Genomic DNA, 18247 nt, shown 5'->3' on the forward strand with positions numbered 1-18247 from the left:
CTCACCCCTAGAACAAATCTTTATTTTTCGTTCGCACCCGTTCGTACAGTTCTACCATCACCTCAATAAACGAGTTATCCCGCTCCCAAAAGGCGGGATTGTTGCCCATTTTTTTGATCAAGATTGCTGAGATCGGCGGTGGGGTAGCCGGTTCAACGGTGGTGGGCAAGGGATGGGAACCCTGCCAAAAATCCCGCAAACTGCTGAGATGATCTAGGGAAACAAGCTCAGGGCGGGTATAGTAGGATGTTGCGATTTGGGGCGATCGCTCCTCCTGTTGTAATTCCGCCACCAAAGCTTGGCCCAGGGAAGATTTCGCCAATTCTGCATAGAGGGATTCACGGGGCAACCCCCGCAACTCGAACAAGAGGAAGGGGTCATGATCCAACTTCGCCGCCAAAAAGTAGCAGACCCCGGCAATATGCTTACAGGGATTGGCATAGTCCGGGCAGGAGCAGCGGGTGGCAAAATCCTGCCAGCCTGTAGGCAGGAGCTTGACCCCCACCTCGTTAAACACCGATTCAATATCATCGGGCATTTCCTTCAAGAGTAGCCGCGAAATTAAACCGGCTTTGGTGGCGATCGCCCCAATCACCGCCGCCCATTGCTGGCTATTAATTTGAGGTAGATCAATGATGACGTTATAGAGGGGTTCCTCATAAACGCCGAAATAGTGATTGATCGAGCCACGCACCTGGGCAAAAATTAAGCCACTGTCCATTTCAGTATGGATAATTTTGCCATTTTTAACATAGGCCCGCCCCCGTTGGAGCCGATTGTAATCGCAAAAAGATTCCAAGGCGGTTAAAAATCGCTGTCCCCACCAGGTTCGGCTAATGTTACTCATGGTTACTCCTGCGGTTATAAAATCGCATTTTTATTGAGGGCAATCAGTTGACGAAATGCATCATTATCCAATTCTGTTAACCAAGATTCATCGGAGCCAATAATTGACCCGGCTAACTTCTTTTTATCCTCAATCATTTGATCAATGCGCTCCTCCAATGTGCCAACAGTAACAAACTTATGGACAAAAACATTGCGTTTTTGGCCAATGCGAAAGGCGCGATCAGTGGCTTGATCTTCCACCGCTGGATTCCACCAGCGATCAAAATGAAACACATGATTTGCTTTCGTGAGCGTAATCCCCACCCCCCCGGCTTTAATGGAAAGAATAAAAATCGAAGGCTCTGTATCGGGATCTTGAAAGGCCGCAATCATCTGCTCCCGCTTCTTCACCGTTGTCCCACCATGGAGGAGATAGGTATTATAATGGCAGTAACCGCGTAGATATTGATTTAACGCTTCAGTAATTTCGCGAAATTGGCTAAAAATCAATAGACTTTCGCCTTCGGCAATAATTTCCTCGATAATTTCAGCTAACCGTTCGAGTTTGTGCGATCGCTCCGGGGTAAAGGGGCTTTCATCCTGTAAAAACTGGCGGGGATGATTGCAAATTTGCTTGAGGCGCAAAAGCGTGGATAAAATCAGCCCTTTGCGCTGAATCCCTTCTACATTTTCGAGTTGAGTTTCCACATCCTTAACTACCGCTGCATAGAGGGAAGCTTGCTCAGGGGTGAGGTTGCAAAATAATTTTTGCTCAACTTTATCCGGCAGGTCTTTAATAATATCCTGATCAGTTTTTACTCGCCGCAAAATAAACGGCTCCACTAACTTTTTGAGAATATTCGATTGGAGGGGATTGTTTTCTTTTTGGATGGGCAGTTCAAAGTTGCGGCGGAACTGGGCCTGTGTGCCGAGATAGCCCGGATTGAGAAAATTGAAAATTGACCACAAATCCATCAGCCGATTTTCAATGGGTGTGCCGGTGAGGGCTAAACGACTTTGAGCGGCTAACTTTAAAATCGCCTTGGTTTGATTGGCTTTGGGATTTTTAATATTTTGGGCTTCATCAATGACGATACGATGCCAGGATAGACTACTGAGGAGTTTGACATCTTTGCGGGCCAAACTATAGGAGGTGATCAACAGATCACAGGCGGCACAATGGGCTTGAAATTCAGCGGTAGTTTTCGGGCGATCGCTCCCATGGTGGAGAACGGTTTGCAGTTGGGGGGCAAATTTGGCAATTTCCCGCTGCCAGTTCGTGACCACAGAAGTGGGGGCAATCAACAGCGTGGGCCCGACCCGCTGATCCACCGCTGCGGCTAACTCCCGCTCCTGTACCAAACGGGCAATCACCTGAATGGTTTTTCCCAAACCCATATCATCAGCTAAACAACCGTTTAAACCCAACTGCTCCAGGTATTGCAACCATGCCACCCCCCGCTGTTGATATTCCCGCAGGGTTCCGGAAAAATTTGCCGGATCGGCGATCGCCTCAATGCGGCTCTTATCCTGCAACCGCCCCATCATCTCACCCAGGAAGCTATGGCGATCGCATTCCACCTCAATCTCTTCATCAGCATTAGCCGTCAACTGCATAAAATCCAGTAAACTCAGCTCTGGATTTTCCGCTTGATGGGTTTTCCAAAAGTTCAGCATATCCGCCATTTTCTGCGGATCTAATTCAATCCATTGGCCACGAAACTGCACTAACGGCGTTTTTAAATTCACCAGTTCCTGCCATTCGGCTTCGGAAATCGGCTGATCCCCCATCGCTAATTCATAATCATACTGCACCAAGGTTTGCATCGAAAAATAGCCCGGTTTGCCGCTCTTTTGACTAGAGCCTGATTTCCCCGATGCCCGTAGGCGCACCTTGGCCCGCTGTCGCCCTTGGGGAGTCCACCAAGCCGGTACAATCACCCGATAACCAGCACTTTCTAAAACCCAAGCCGTTTCCTTCAGGAAGTTAAAGGCTTCCTCTAAAGACAACACCATCCCGACGGGTTCACTGGTCTCTAGCCCGCTCCAAATTTTAGGATAGATGCGAGCAGCATAGCCGAGATTTAAGAGGAGATGTTTTTCAAAATCATTGCCGAATTTTTTCTGAAGTGTTTGTTGTTGGCTGGTTTTGAGTCGCCAATAGTCCAACAAACTAATCCGCAAGGAGGGATCATCTTTGGCCGCGACTTGAAATTTTAAATACCAAGGATCTTCGGGTTTCGGGGGTTCCTCCAGTTGGAAACCGAGGGTAAAGGCGGCATCTTGATAACTTTGGGTGAGACGATCGCGCCACAACTGCCATTGTTGATATTGCTCAATATTCTTGATATTACCCGGTTTATATTGGGGCGTTAAGCAGTCCGCAATCAAGGAACCATCGAGGGTTTTAGCAAAGGTTTGGGGGATGGGGGTGGTGGTGAGGATATTGTTCAGCCAAGATTCTGCAAAATGACGCAATAGAGTGGGGCGATCATGGAGTTGCATCCCGTTGGGTTTTTCAGCAAAGCCCGCTGTACAGATCAGCGGCATCATCGCGCTGAATTCTGTAATCAGGGCGGAGTAGCGATCGCCACTCCATTCCCAACCCCCATAGATTTCAATGGCTTCGCTTCGGGTTCTTTTGCCCTGGAGCGAGGCTTCCCGGTAGATCAAAGCTGGAATATATTGCTCTTGAAAAAGGGCCCGTTTGAGGGCTTGGGTGCAGTGATACCAAAACCAGAGATCAGACCCCAATTGCACATCGGCTAACCCGTAGAGGGCAATAAAATGGAGGTCATTGAGCACCCGCACTACCGGATTCCCCGCAACATTGTAATTTTTAATCAACCTGACGGGATAGGTTTCAATCTCCCAGGGGGCAAGAATAAACTGCTCCGGTTGCTCCTGCTCCAGGTAGCGGGCTAATTCCGGTGAGGGGAGGGGGCGATCGCCGCTAGCGTCCCCATCATCTGGGGTGGGGAGGAGAAAGTATTGGGTTTGAATCGCCGTCGTCGGCTTGTGAGACGGTGTTAAGGGGAATCCCAAGGTTTGACGCAAAAAGTCCGTCAATTCACTGCCTTGGAGATGATTTTTAGGCGGCGTGCGTCGCGCCGCTGGTGTCTGGGTTTCAATCCAGAGGCAAAATTCACCCTCCTGAACAAAGGATGGTTTTGCATTGGGAATCCAAGTGCCGTGCAAAATATGCATTGCCGTTAATGGGGATGGGGGTGGCTCCTGATTGCGGTTATTGTACCAACCTTGCTGCAAAAATTCCCCCTCCTGATTGTCAGAAGGGGGAAGAAAGCCGCTCACTTTTGCCCATGGCCTGAAGATAACCCAGCCTCCTGAAGGAGGGATGCCCGCAGGGTGGGGTGAAGGTCAGGAACTATTGGGGAGCGACTTCGATATCAACGAGGGCGGTTACTTCCGCATGGAGTTTGATTTCCACTTGGTAATTGCCCAGTTGGTTGATTTCCGGGAGGGTAATATGGCGTTTATCGATTTCCTGGCCCGCCTGTTGAAGAATTAAATCGGCAATATCTTGACTGGTGACAGTCCCAAAAATTGAATTGCCTTCCCCAGCTTGTTTGGTAATCCGCAGCCTGCCCACGGTGGAGAGGGCCACTTTTTGCGCTTCTGCCTGGCGTTTGATTTCCAGTAACCGCTGCCGTTCTTTTTCCCGCCGTTGCTCCACCATTTTTAACACCCCAGGGGAGGCGGGGATGGCGAAACCTTGGGGAAAGAGATAGTTGCGAGCATAACCGGGGGCCACTTCGACCACATCACCGTTTTTCCCCAGTTTGGTCACATTTTTATTTAAAACCACTTGTACGCGCTTTGCCATAGTTATGCTTATCCGTAATCAGTCACGATCTCGTATCTTATCGGTTGAGGGGGGGCGATCGCAACTCTGTGGGGTACTGCATTGGCCCTAGATACCGTTGCAAATAGGGGGAAAACACTTCATAGATCAGCGTCAAAGGCTGGCCACTGTGCCAAAATAGGTAATGTCGCCCCCAAAACGGCCCCGCTTCCCCAAAGGCCGCCGCCAAGGCCTCCGAAGGGCCATAGTAAAGCCCTTGAATATCCCGATAAAGCTCACTGTGAAGCCGAGAAAGGTTATCCCAAATGGGGAGCGATCGATTTTGTAAATATTCATCCACATGGCTGGCATCCCACCAGGAAGCGGCATAGGCTAACCGTTGCCCCGATGCGGTGCGCAGCCACACCTGACGGCGCAACCGAGGGCCAGGAACCGATTGAATATGGCGGGGGGCTTGGTCGTTATCCATGCCGATCAGGGACATATCGATGACATCGACGGCGATCGCCTCCCTGGTCAGCAATTTGAGATGGCGCGTGGGGGAACCATCCCCCAACAGTAAGATTTGCCAAGCCGGGGCCAGTTGGTCATGGGGCAGGCCCGCCTGGATCACCTCAACATCCCCCGTCCAGAGGGGATCAAGGGGATGCCACGGGTCTTGGCTCAGACGAAGGAGGGGTTTTAGCACAGCCAATCTTTACAAAACTTCAAGTTTCCTCATCATAACCCGTTCCCCCATGCTAGGGGCTGCCCATCCCTTGCTTAACCTTGATGGTCTTGGTTAGACTAGGAATAGCTTTTACCAGTTCATTTGCTCTTCTCTGCTCCCTATGGAATTCATTAACCCCAAAACCGACTACGCTTTTAAAAAGATTTTTGGCTCTGATCAAAGCAAAGATATTTTAATTAGTTTTCTCAATGCTTTGATCTATGAAGGTCGCGCCACGATTCAAGATTTAGAAATTATTAACCCCAATCTTCCCCCCAAGGTAGAGGGGTTAAAAGATAGCTCTCTCGATGTCAAAGCCCGCCTCGACAATGGCACGATTGTCATTATTGAAATGCAGGTTCTCAATGTAGAATCCTTTGGCAAACGAGTGATCTTTAACGCAGCAAAAACCTATGCCTTCCAACTCAAACGGAGAGAGGGCTACAGTATGCTCAAGCCCGTGATTGCCGTTACGGTGGCAAATTTTGAAATGTTTCCGGGTTATCACCATTATCTCTCTCGCTTCCAGTATCAAGAAGCAACGACAAACTATGTGCATCCTGATCGGACGATTGAACTGATTTTTATTGAACTCCCCAAATTCAATAAACCTTTGGCTGAACTAGAAACGCTAACGGAAAAGTGGATTGCCTTTATGAAAGAAGCGCAAGTGCTTGATGTTATTCCCACAACCATGGAGGATATTCCTGAGTTTAACCAAGCCTTTGAAATTGCCAACCGTGCTAACCTCAGCCGAGAGGAAATCGAAGCTATAGAAAGACAGGAAATGTTTATCTATGATCAACAGGGGGCGCTCAATCTGAGTCGGACTGAGGGTCGCGAGGAGGGTCGCGAGGAGGGTCGCGAGGAAGGATACAAGGAGGGTAAGCGGGAAATTGCCCGGCAACTTTTGGGGCAGATGGATCTGGAGGCGATCGCCTCCCTCACCGGCCTCACTGTGGCAGAAGTGCAAACTTTGCAAGCGGATTAACACCACAAAAACCCTGAACAGTTATCGTTCAGGGTTTTTATCAAGATTCGCCTCACCTTGGGCTGTGGGTACAATGGCGAAGACTGCCGGTTACACCCCCAACCGTTGTTTGGTAGCGGGGCCCACAATGCCATCGACTTTCAGGCCATTGGCCTTTTGAAAAGCTTCCACCGCTTGCTTTGTATTGGGGCCATAGACACCATCTAAGCCACTGGGGCCGACACCATACTTGAGTTCTACTAACTTAGCTTGCACGGCCTTAACCGCATCGCCACGGGAACCCATCAGGATGACACTGCGGCCGCCCGTGCCTTGGGTGGGGGGAGCGGCTTGGATGGGGGCGGTGTAGGGGCCATAGACCCAGCGACCGCTGGCCAGTTGGAGCCAATCTCCTTGGATTTGGGTGACGGTTTTCAGCGCTGCACCGTCGCGGACACACATCGCTGAGGCGTATTGAATGCCGGGGCCGACGCGGGCGTTGAGACAGCCATCTTTGGGAGTGTTGACTTTGCGGAGGCGGTTGCCGGTGGCAACGGGAGTGGCGCGGTTATGGGTGGTGTAGGGGCCGTAAACCCAGCGACCACTGGCGAGTTTCAGCCAGTCGCCTTTGACTTCTACCACCGGCTTGAGGGCTGCTCCATCGCGCACACAGGTAACGATCGCCCCCTGGACAGAAGGCCCTGTGCGGGCATGGAGGCAGCGGCCACTGGGGGTATCGACCATGGCCGCCTGGGCGGGGGCCATGGCGCTGATGGTGGTGACAATGACCCCAACGGCTAAGAGGTTTAACCAGAGGGCGCTGGGAGCCTTGGCCCATTCAAAAAAATCAACTTCGCTAAAATCGTACTCAATGCCCGTTGCTGCTTCATGGGCAGCATAGGAATGGGTGTAGGTGAGTGCGTCCACGGGGGTCTCCTTGCGTGATTGGCTTGGTCTTGTCTTGCAGTAATATCACTGTTTTAAGCCAAGATGCGCCAATTGAGGTACTGGATTTACAATATTTAGGAGTCTTGGCGGTTAAATTGCTCAGAACGGAGACGGCGATCGCCCTCATACACCTCAAGGCGATCGCCATAGACGCGATAGGTAAAACTGCCGTTACTCGCCTGATAACCATCCCGTTGATAAAAGGCCGGCAACCAAATCGAGCGGGTGGGATCATTTTTAGCCTGGCCAAAATACCAAATCTGCGCCCCCACCTGACAGATTTGCACCCGAAAATGGCGGGTCTGGGCGGCGATTAAGATCTCACCGGGACATTGCTCACCGGGGGGAACAGCGGGGGGAATTCGACCATTGACCAAGGGCGGGAGGTTAGTGAGGGGATCGCGGCTGTTGCCATCGGGGCCATAGTATTCAAAATGGAGATGGGGGCCGGTGGAGTTGCCGGTGCTGCCCATTTCGGCGATCGCCTGTCCCTGCATCACCCTTTCTCCCTCGTTGACATAGAGCAATTGGTTATGGCCGTAAACGGTGCGGCTACCGTCGTTGTGGAGAATTTCCACCGCGTAGCCCAAACCCCAATCATCCCAACCCGCAAGGATCACCTCCCCCGCCTGGGCCGCTAAAATCGGCGTGCCTACCGGCCCAGCAATATCGAGGCCCTCATGGTAACGGTGGAAACCTTGGGAAATATTGCCCGTTGTGGGCCAGATGAAATGCTGGTTTTGGGCCAAAGCCGTTGCATCGCTAGGAATCAGCGTTGCCGGGTCGCGAAACACCCCCTGCATCGGCACAGAGAGGGCCACGGTTCCCACCGCCGCCACACCTAAAAAACTGAACAGGAGCGATCGCGCCATGCCCCCCCAAGAAATGATCACACATCCCATTTTGACAAAATTTAAAGCAACCCTCTCGTTTTTCGGGGTCATCCCTCCCCATCGGGAGAATCTACCCCTTCCCCTCTGTCAAGAATATTCCCGATTCGCAAAAAAACCCTGGCACAACCCTGTAGGATGATCAGTAAGGCCCCTTAAGGTTTTCACCCCTCACCCGCCATGTTCGGTCACTACCAACAAACTTGTTTGCGGATTGAACTACACCCCCCGGTATCTTCAGCACCCCTCACCGCGAAGATTGCCGCGAGTCTCCAGGAACCTGACCAGTTTCGCCGCTGGCTCTTTCCACAGCAATTTGAGGTTAAGATTGCTTCCCCCCTGATTGCTGGGGCTACCTTTTCCGCTTGGATTGGCCCCGTCAAAATTGATCACTACGTTGAAGTTGCCACCCCCCAAAGTCTCCGCCTGATCCTCAGTGGAGGCATTGATGGGTTTCATGAATGGTATTGGGGCGAAGATTGGGTACAATCGCGCATTGAAGGGATTTCGCTATTACCGTTGCATTTGGGCCAGACTTTTGTCTTGATGCGCCTCCGCCAATTTCTCAGGGAATCGGGAAATTAGCCCGGCCAAGCTTTCGCCTCAATCCTTACAATCGCAATAAAATATTAAGAAATTGCAATAGTAAAATCGACAATCCGGTCAGTCATGGTATGATGCAGGCAAAATGGACTAAATTGGGTGATTAATTCATTTAATTACATCCATTGATTAATTGAAGTGTCCGTCAGTATTTCGATCTCATCTAAAGTGACAGGATAGGATCGGGAGGTGAATTTTTCATCTTGCGGTTTCCCCTGGAGCAAGATTAAAAAATAATATTGAATTTTCATGGCATCTACCATCTGGGAACAGGATAATGTCCAAGGATATGCTGATTTAGAGGGAAATTCTTCATCAAGTTTCTTTTTATCTGAAACACAGCAAATTCTGTGGCAAATTGATCAATTTTCACCCCACAATACGGCTGATCATCGATGCAGTGCCGTTAAAATTTACGCTGCTTTAGACCTAGAGCAATGGCGAACGGTTTGGTGCGAAATTATCCAACGCCATCCCAGTTTACGGACAACCTACAGCCTCAATCGGGCCGGTGTTCCTGTGCAAAAGATCAATCGGGAGATTCTCCGTTGGAAAGACTTCGCCAACGCCCTGCCCCTAGAAATCATCAATGCTCAAAATTGGTCACAAGATCACCTCAATCAGGAACTTTTAAAACGGGCCGAGATGCCCTTCAATCTCGAACAAGGCCCTCTGATCCGCCTCTCTTTATTTCAATGTCGCCCCTCAGAATTTATTCAATTGTTGGTCATTCATCAAATTGCCGCAGATCCCAAAAGTCACGATCTGCTCTGGCAAGAATTTGATCAACGCTATGCCGGTCATGAATTGAAACCGCCCCTAGCCTATCAAGACTTTGTGGATTGGGAAGCGGCGTTTTTAAACTCATCCCCCGGCCAAGCCTCGCGACAATATTGGCATCAACAACTAGGGGATGATCTGCCAATTTTAAATTTGCCCATCGATCAATCCAGACCCCCTGTTTTGTCGTTTCGGGGTGAAGCCTATTCAGTGCCACTTGACCGGGATCTGGTTGTGGGATTACAAGCTAAAATTGCTCCCTCAGATCGATTGCAGTTGGGATTAGCGGCGTTTTATAGCTTGCTCTATCGTTATTCGGGTCAGTGTGATCTATCAATCACCGTTCCCCTCGAAAATCGCCAAGGGCGGCCTGAATTTTTGCAGGGGATTGGTTGTTTTCAAAATGTGGGAATTTTTCGGGTTGAACTAGACCCGCAAGCCTCTTTTCAAGAGCTTCAGCAGACCGTCGCCGCCATCACCACCAGCGGTCATCAACATCAAGCCGTTAACGCCTTAACCCCAGCATGGCAACAACATTTTGAATTACAGCGGGGTTTGAGTCAAATGCCCCTCTCTTCAGTCCGGTTTAACTGGCAACTATGGGAAGGATCAACAAGCACAGATGCGCCGCCCTTGTTAACTGTTGAACCCTACCTTTTGGCTGAAAAATATGGTGCAGCTTACGATATAACCCTCACCTGGATGGAAGTGGGGGAGGCTATTCATCTAAATATTAATTACAATCCAGATCTCTGGACTGAAGCAACCATTCAGCGATTAGCGACCCATTATCAACAGATTTTGCAAGGGGCGATCGCCCATCCTGAAACCCCCATTGCCCGCCTACCTTTGCTCACAGACCCAGAGCGTCAGCAACTCCTAATCGAGTGGAATCAGACCGCTGCGGACTATCCTCAAAATTGCGGCATTCACCACTGTTTTGAGGCACAAGTGGCCCGAACGCCAGGGGCTACGGCGGTTGTTTTTGAGGGGCGATCGCTCACCTATCAAGACCTCAACCATCGCGCCAATCAACTCGCCCATTACCTCCAAACCTGCGGCGTTCAACGGGGAGATTTAGTCGGGATATATCTAGATCGTTCCCTAGAAATGCTCATCGGTTTACTGGGTATTCTCAAGGCCGGTGCTGCCTATGTGCCTCTCGATCCCAGCTATCCCCAAGAACGCATTGGATATATTTTATCCACCGCCGATGCTCCCTTTTTAGTTACATCTAGCGCAATGCAAGCCGCATTGCCTAGTCATCAAGCCCAGGTCATTTGTGTAGATATCGATGCCCCGCGCATTGCCCAAGCCGCCGCCGATAATCCCCAGCGTGATATAGATGAGCAAAATGCGCAAAATTTGTGTTATGTGATCTTCACATCAGGGTCCACGGGTCAGCCCAAGGGGGTCAAGATTAGCCATCAATCCTTGGTGAATTTCATGACAGCGATGGCATCAACACCTGGACTCACCGCAGAAGATTGTTTAGTAGCAGTCACAACCATTAGTTTTGATATTCACACCCTCGAACTTTATTTGCCGTTAACCGTGGGCGCGAAACTGGTGCTTGCCAGTCACGAAGTTGCCACCGATGGAGGCAGATTAGCCGAATTAATCACCACCCACCAAGCCACAGTTATGCAAGCCACCCCGGCAACTTGGCGGATGTTGTTAACGGCCCATTGGGACGGATCTGCGGATTTTAAAGCGATTTGTGGGGGGGAAGCCTTGCCGCGTTCCTTGGCGGATCAGTTATTAACAAAAGTGGGGACGCTGTGGAATCTTTACGGGCCGACGGAAACGACCGTGTGGTCTACCCGTTGCGAAATTAAGCGCGATCGCAGGGGCGATCGCCCCGACAATCCTGAACCGATTGGCCGTCCCATTGCGAACACCCAAACCTATATTTTAGACTCCACCCTTCAACCCGTTCCCATCGGTGTACCCGGCGAATTTTATATTGGTGGGGATGGCGTTGCCCAAGGCTATCTCCATCGGCCGGATTTAACCGCCGAACGCTTTCTTGCCAATCCCTTTCTCGCCCATGCCCGCCTCTATAAAACCGGAGATTTAGCCCGATATCGTCAAGATGGGACGATTGAATATTTAGGCCGGGTTGACAATCAGGTGAAAATTCGCGGGTTTCGCATTGAACTCGGAGAAATTGAAACCTTATTAACCCAACATCCCCATGTCGCCCAATGTGTCACCCTGGCCCGCCCCGATGACCAAGGTGATCCGCGATTAGTGGCCTATATTATTCCCGAACAAATTCCCCCCCATCAACCCACCGAGCCATCCCCCAGCCCCACAGCGACCCCTGCCTTTCCAGTAGCAGAAAACAACATTCTCCAAGAATGGCAATTAGCCTGGGATAATGCCTATGATCAAACCGAAAAAACCCAGGATTCAACCTTAAATATTTCCGGATGGGATAGTAGTTATACGGGTGAATTGATTCCAGCGGAAGAAATGCGGGAATGGGTGACGGGTATTGTTGATCGGATTAAAGAGCATCAGCCCCAACGGGTTTTAGAAATTGGATGTGGGACAGGCATGCTCTTGCTGCGGATCGCCCCCAGTTGTGCATTGTATTGGGGCGTTGATGCTGCCCAGCAGGGCTTGAATTATATTCACAAACAACTGCAAACATTGCCGGGAGATTGGTCACAGGTTCAACTTCGGCAACAACTTGCCCATGATTTTCAGGGGGTTGAGCCGCAATCCTTTGATGCGGTTGTGATTAACTCAGTGGTGCAATATTTTCCGAGTATTCGTTATTTAGTGACGGTGCTAGAGGGAGCAGTACAGGCCCTCGCGCCGGGTGGGTTTATTTTTGTGGGAGATGTGCGAAGTTTGCCATTATTATCGGCATTTCATAGTAGTGTGCAGCTTTATCAAGCGTCGGATGATTTGCCCTTGGCTCAACTGAAACAACTGGCCGATAAAGATCAGCAATTGGATCAAGAATTGGTGATTAGTCCGGAGTTTTTCACGGCATTGCAAGCATATTTACCGGCAATTACGCAGGTTAAAATTCAATTAAAACGGGGCATTGCTCATAATGAAATGACGAAGTTTCGCTATGATGTGGTGCTGTTTGTGGGTGGGGCGGGGCAGGAATTGCCGCAGATGGCATGGGATTGGCAGCAGGAGGGGTTGACGGTGGAGGCGGTGCTGGATAGGTTGCACCATGATCAACCGAAAACCCTTGTGGTGCGTCATGTTCCCAATGGGCGATTAAGGGCAGATCTCCAAGCGTTGGCCATGCTTGAAACAGATGATGAGCTTCAGACTGTTGGTGAATTACGGCATCGTCTCACCCAGGATCAATGGACGGGGATTGAGCCAGAAATTTGGTGGGGGTTGGAGATTCCCTATCGCGTGGAAATTAACTATAGTGTCGGCCGCTTGGATTGCTATGATCTATGGTTTGAGCAGCAGGGCGTTGGCGAAGCCTCTCCAACGGAGAATTGCCCTTTACCTGATGACACCCCAGCCATTCCATCGGTTTTGCCTCAGTCTCCACAGGATTGGCAAAGCTATGCGAATAATCCGGCCTTTGGACAGTTTGCGATGGGTTTGTCCCCCAAACTGCGGGATTATTTGCGGGATAAACTGCCGGATTATATGGTTCCGTCGGCGTTTGTGGCCCTGCCTCGGTTTCCCCTGACTCCGAATGGCAAAATTGACCGTCGGGCGTTGCCGAGTCCGGAGTTTTTCCCCATCGCTCAGGGGGCGGGTTTTGTTGCGCCTCGCAATGAGGTGGAGCAGCAGGTGGCGCAGATTTGGTCGGAGGTGTTGGGCATTTCACCGATGGGGGTGCATTACGATTTCATTCAGTTGGGGGGTCATTCGCTGCTGGCGATTCAGATTATGGTGCTGATCCAAACTCGCCTACAGGTGAAGTTACCCGTTCATCGGTTGTTTGACTGTCCGACGGTGGCGGCGTTGGCGGCGTTGGTGCGGGCGGAGGAGGGGGTGGATACGGGGGCAGATATTCAACCCACGGCACGCTCTGGATCGCTCCCCCTCTCTGTGGGTCAGGCGCAACTGTGGTTTTTACACCAACTCAACCCCGACGCTCCCACCTATAACGAAGATGTGACGATCATTTTTCAGGAAGCCCTCGATCTTCCGGCCCTAGAACAGAGTTTTACGGAACTGATCCGCCGTCACGAAATTCTCCGCACCACGTTCCCCTCGGTGGATGGCCAGCCGGTACAACGGATTCAGCCGCCGACGGCGTTTAAAATCGCCGTGGTGGATTTGCGATCGCACCCTGAAGCCGAACGCAGCGCCCAAGCGGAAGCGATATTGCTCCGCAAGGCTACCGCCATCGCCACCGCTCAACTCTGCATCCCCTTCAACCTCGCCCAAGGCCCTCTAATCCGCGCCACCGTCTGCCAACTGGGGGACACCCATTATCAACTCAATGTGGCCATGCACCACATCCTCTTCGATGGGGAATCGGGCAACGGCGTGCTATTCCCCGAACTGAAAACCCTGTACACCGCCTTCAGCCAAGGCCTGGCCTCCCCCCTGCCAGAACTGACACTTCAATATGCCGACTTCGCCGCCTGGCAACGGGACTGGCTCCAAGGCGACTACATCAGCCAGCAACTCGCCTATTGGCAAACCATGGCCGATGCCCCGCCCCTGCTGTTTCCCACCGATCGCCCCCGCACCCCCAAGACCACCGCCGCCGGTTCATGGCTCGCCGTTGAAATTGCCCCCGCCTTAACGGAAAAACTGAAAATTCTCAGCCGCAAAGCTGGGGTCACGCTCTATATGACCCTGGTGACGGCCCTGCAAATTTTGCTCCATCGCTATACTGAGCAAACCGATCTCATTTTAGGTACAGTCTCTTCTCAACATAACCGTTCCGAACTGCGGGGCATGATTGGCTACTTCTTGAATACCTTGGCACTCCGCAGTGATTTGTCAGGAAATCCGAGCTTTCAAGCATTGCTCAAACGGGTGCGTCAAACCATCCTTGAAGCCTATGCTAACCAAGATGTCCCCTTTCAAGATGTGGTGAATAGTTTCAGTTCAGATCGGCAGGTGAGTGAAAATCCGCTCTTTCAAATTGTCTTTGCTTTTCAGCCGCCTGTGGTGGAAGATCCCCAGAGTTGGACGATTCAACAATTTATGTTGGATAATGGCTGTTCTAAATTTGATATTTCGTTCCTATTGGAGGAGCGATCGCAGGGCATCACCAGTAAAATCGTCGGCAAAATTGAATACAAAACCGACCTGTTCGATCTCGCCACCATTGAACGCCTCCGGGGCCATTTCCTCACCCTGTTAGCGGGCATTGTCGCCGATCCAGAGCAAGCGTTGGCGAAGCCTCTCCAACGGAGAATCGCCCAACTGCCCCTGCTGACCGCCGCCGAACAGCAGCAAATCCTGATTGACTGGAACAACACCACCGTTCCCTATCCCCAGGATCAACGCCTCCATCAACGTTTTGAACAACGAGCGGCCCAAATCCCCGATCAGGTGGCTGTGGTTTGTGGCGATCGCCAACTCACCTATGGCGAACTCAACAGCCGCGCCAACCAACTCGCCCATTACCTGCAAAAACTAGGCGTAAAACCCAATACGCTTGTAGGAATTTCCGTCGAACGTTCCCTAGAAATGGTGATTGGTCTCTACGGCATTATCAAAGCCGGTGGGGCCTATTTACCCATTGATCCCACCTATCCCATCGAGCGGATCGACTATATGTTGAGCGATGCCAATGTGCCGATCCTGCTGACCCAGCAGCATTTACGGGGGAACTTTGATCATTTTGCGGGCCATGTGCTGAGTTTAGATGGCGATCGCGCCATTTTAGCCCTCGAACGTGAAGCAAACTTACCCACAATCGTCACCGGCAATGACCTGATCTACGTCATTTATACCTCCGGCTCCACAGGTAAACCCAAAGGCGCAGGCATTTATCATCGCAGTGTGAGTAATGTGGTGGATTGGTTTATTGACTACATTGGCATTACGGAGCGCGGTGGCGGTAGCCTTGCGGAGCAATATCGCCCCCTGATTGTCTCCTCCTTTAGCTTCGATATCACCCATAAAAACTTCTACGCTCCCCTGATTATGGGCGGCCAAATTCACCTCCTCCCCGGCGTTCGCTACGATCCTCAACTGGCCAGCCAACTGATCGAACAGCATCAAATTACCTGGGTAAACTGCACCCCCGGCGTTTTTTATCCCCTCACGGAACCCAAACAAGAACGCACCTATCAAAAACTCGCCTCCCTGCGCTTTGCCATCCTCGGCGGTGAACCCATTTCCATCTCCCAATTGTGGGATTGGTTAAGTTCCGACCATTGCCAAGCTACAATCCTCAACCACTACGGCCCCACGGAATGCACGGATTTATCTACGACCTATTGGGTCAAAGATCCCGCCCACTATCGAGAGCGATCGATGCCCTTGGGTCATCCCATTGCCAATGTGCAACATTTCATTTTGAATCGTCATCGGCAATTAGTGCCGGTAGGCGTGGCGGGCGAACTTTATATCGGTGGCATGGGCGTAGGTGCGGGGTATTTAAACCGCCCCGATTTGACCGCAGAGCGATTTATGGAGAACCCCTTTGATCCCGGTTCACGGATGTACAATACCGGCGATTTAGCGCGATACTTACCCGATGGCAATATTGAATATTTAGGCCGGATCGATCATCAGGTTAAAATTCGTGGGTTCCGGATTGAATTGGGGGAAGTGGAAACGGCGATCGAACAGCATCCGGAGGTGAATCGTACCGTTGTCATTCCACGGGAAGACACCCCAGGAGATCAGCGTTTAGTGGCCTATGTTGTGCCGCGTTTAGAATCCCAAGATCCAGATCCCGCAACGACAGGAGAATCCACAGGAACAACCCGGCCCCATGATGTCAATCGCGCCTTGACTGAATGGGAAAACGTCTTCAATAACATCTACGATCAAAGCGGCCAAGATTACGATTTAACCCTTGATTTAACCGGGTGGAATAGTAGTTATACGGGGGAACCAATCCCCGCTGCTGAGATGCGAGAATGGGTCAATGCCACGATCACCCGGATTCAAGCCCATCAACCCCAACGGGTGCTAGAAATTGGCTGTGGCACAGGCATGTTGTTGCTACAGTTAGCGCCCCACTGTTCCCATTACTGCGGCACAGAGTTATCCAAACGGGTGATTGATGACCTCCAAACCCGGATTAATCGGTTGCCGGGGGATTGGTCTCATGTGCAACTTAAACATCAACCGGCGCAAAATTTTGACGGTCTTGAGGATCAAGATTTTGACACGATCATTCTGAACTCAGTGGTGCAATATTTTCCCAGTATTGACTATCTCATCACGGTGTTAAAACAGGCGATCCAAACCCTTGGCCCGGCTGGGGGAACGGTGTTTGTGGGCGATGTCCGCAGTCTGCCATTATTAACGGCATTTCATGCCAGTATTCAACTCCATCAAGCTACCGATGAATTAAGTATTGAGCAATTCAAACGACGGGTAGAGCGTAAGGTGCAATTTGATAAAGAATTGGTGATTGATCCGGCGTTTTTTGCGGCATTGCCGACGCAGTTTCCCGAAATTACCCAGGTGAAGATCCAAACCAAGCGCGGCAATGCTCACCATGAAATGAATAAGTATCGCTATGATGTGGTGCTGCGGGTGGGCGATTCGCCACAACGCACTGATTCGTCCAATCCGCCACCGCCCATTACCCCTGAACAGCGGATCAACTGGCAGGCTGCAACCACCACCATCGGGGCGTTGGCGAAGTCTCTCCAAGGGAGAATCGCCACCCAATTGCAGACCCAACAGCCCCCCGTTTGCGTCGTTCAAAATGTACCCAATGCCCGCCTTGTTGCTGACTGCCATATTGTCGAATTACTCAAGCATCCCGATCCCGTAAAAACGGTGCAGGCGTTGCGGCAGCAGGTAAAAGCCGATGCGCCGCCAGGGATTGAGCCGGAAACTTGGTGGCATTTAGACCTGCCCTATGGGGTTGAGATTATGCCCTCAGCGGGGGCGATAGATTGTTATGACGTGGTTTTGACCCATCCCGATGCTGTGGGGGCTGTGGTGAACCGATCGCCGCAGGACTCACCCCCCAAACCCTGGGCCGACTACGCCAATAATCCCCTCTTTGCCCAAGCCGCGACCCGGTTAGCCCCCCAACTGCACGGCTACCTGGGGGAAAAATTGCCCGACTACATGATCCCGTCGGCCTTCGTCCTGATGGCAACCTTACCCCTCGCCCCCACCGGCAAAGTCGATCGCCGCGCCCTGCCCATTCCAGAACTGGGCCGCACCCAACTAAACACCGCCTACGTCCAACCTCAAAACGACATTGAAACGGCGATCGCCACCATTTGGCAACAACTTTTACGGGTAGACAAAGTAGGCATTTATGACAACTTTTTTGACCTCGGCGGCCATTCACTCTTAATTGTCAAAGCCAGTTACGAATTATCGGAGGCCCTAGGGCAGAAAATATCCGTCGTCGAACTGTTTCAATACCCAACGATCGCCACGTTGTCCCACTCCATCAAAGCACGCAGGAATCCCGATACCGTTGATGCTGTTGATCCCTTTGCCGAAACTCAAAAACTCGCCTCTAAACGTCGTCAGCGACAAGCCACCCGCGATCAACGCCGCAAAAAGCGCGGCCCGTCATAGCATCCCCATTG

Annotated in this window: 9 protein-coding genes; 3 read left to right on the forward strand and 6 right to left on the reverse strand. The window is 51.3% G+C overall.

The window, feature by feature from the left end; genetic code table 11:
- Window positions 1-7: 7 nt before the first annotated feature.
- The 4 genes from VB712_RS01150 to VB712_RS01165 form a co-directional block, all read right to left on the reverse strand.
- On the reverse strand, window positions 8-847 hold the full coding sequence (locus VB712_RS01150) for an SWIM zinc finger family protein (protein ID WP_323251267.1): 840 nt from the start codon (window positions 845-847) through the stop codon (window positions 8-10).
- A 14-nt stretch (window positions 848-861) separates the two neighbouring features.
- Window positions 862-4035 carry a DEAD/DEAH box helicase gene (locus tag VB712_RS01155; RefSeq protein ID WP_416236217.1) on the reverse strand — a complete coding sequence of 1058 codons (3174 nt, stop codon included), beginning with the start codon at window positions 4033-4035 and terminating at the stop codon, window positions 862-864.
- A gap of 178 nt (window positions 4036-4213) precedes the next feature.
- Window positions 4214-4672, reverse strand: coding sequence for a 50S ribosomal protein L9 (rplI, locus tag VB712_RS01160; RefSeq protein WP_323251271.1), 459 nt, complete (start codon window positions 4670-4672; stop codon window positions 4214-4216).
- 37 nt (window positions 4673-4709) lie between these two features.
- Window positions 4710-5339 carry a chorismate lyase gene (locus VB712_RS01165; RefSeq protein WP_323251273.1) on the reverse strand — a complete coding sequence of 210 codons (630 nt, stop codon included), beginning with the start codon at window positions 5337-5339 and terminating at the stop codon, window positions 4710-4712.
- A gap of 142 nt (window positions 5340-5481) precedes the next feature.
- Here VB712_RS01165 and VB712_RS01170 point away from each other — a divergent pair, with 142 nt between their 5' ends.
- Window positions 5482-6351, forward strand: coding sequence for an Rpn family recombination-promoting nuclease/putative transposase (locus VB712_RS01170; RefSeq protein ID WP_323251275.1), 870 nt, complete (start codon window positions 5482-5484; stop codon window positions 6349-6351).
- Window positions 6352-6441: 90 nt separating this feature from the next.
- Here the strand turns inward: VB712_RS01170 and VB712_RS01175 are convergent, their stop codons facing one another.
- Both VB712_RS01175 and VB712_RS01180 read right to left on the reverse strand, forming a co-directional pair.
- Window positions 6442-7257, reverse strand: coding sequence for a peptidoglycan-binding protein (locus tag VB712_RS01175; RefSeq protein WP_323251277.1), 816 nt, complete (start codon window positions 7255-7257; stop codon window positions 6442-6444).
- A 95-nt stretch (window positions 7258-7352) separates the two neighbouring features.
- Entirely contained in the window at window positions 7353-8171 is an 819-nt protein-coding gene (locus VB712_RS01180) for a M23 family metallopeptidase (RefSeq protein WP_323251279.1), read from the reverse strand.
- 177 nt (window positions 8172-8348) lie between these two features.
- Here VB712_RS01180 and VB712_RS01185 point away from each other — a divergent pair, with 177 nt between their 5' ends.
- Entirely contained in the window at window positions 8349-8753 is a 405-nt protein-coding gene (locus VB712_RS01185; RefSeq protein ID WP_323251281.1) for a hypothetical protein, read from the forward strand.
- 267 nt (window positions 8754-9020) lie between these two features.
- On the forward strand, window positions 9021-18236 hold the full coding sequence (locus VB712_RS01190) for a non-ribosomal peptide synthetase (protein WP_323251284.1): 9216 nt from the start codon (window positions 9021-9023) through the stop codon (window positions 18234-18236).
- Window positions 18237-18247: the final 11 nt, after the last annotated feature.

Origin of the sequence: Spirulina sp. CCNP1310 (genome assembly GCF_034932185.1) — a bacterium.
GTDB lineage: Bacteria > Cyanobacteriota > Cyanobacteriia > Cyanobacteriales > Spirulinaceae > Spirulina.

What these genes read in the sequence shown, in the direction of transcription:
- VB712_RS01150 (WP_323251267.1), bottom strand. Translation starts at nt 847, where the DNA reads ATGAGTAACATTAGCCGAACCTGGTGGGGACAGCGATTTTTAACCGCC.
- VB712_RS01155 (WP_416236217.1), bottom strand. Translation starts at nt 4,035, where the DNA reads ATGCATATTTTGCACGGCACTTGGATTCCCAATGCAAAACCATCCTTT.
- rplI (WP_323251271.1), bottom strand. Translation starts at nt 4,672, where the DNA reads ATGGCAAAGCGCGTACAAGTGGTTTTAAATAAAAATGTGACCAAACTG.
- VB712_RS01170 (WP_323251275.1), top strand. Translation starts at nt 5,482, where the DNA reads ATGGAATTCATTAACCCCAAAACCGACTACGCTTTTAAAAAGATTTTT.
- VB712_RS01185 (WP_323251281.1), top strand. Translation starts at nt 8,349, where the DNA reads ATGTTCGGTCACTACCAACAAACTTGTTTGCGGATTGAACTACACCCC.
- VB712_RS01190 (WP_323251284.1), top strand. Translation starts at nt 9,021, where the DNA reads ATGGCATCTACCATCTGGGAACAGGATAATGTCCAAGGATATGCTGAT.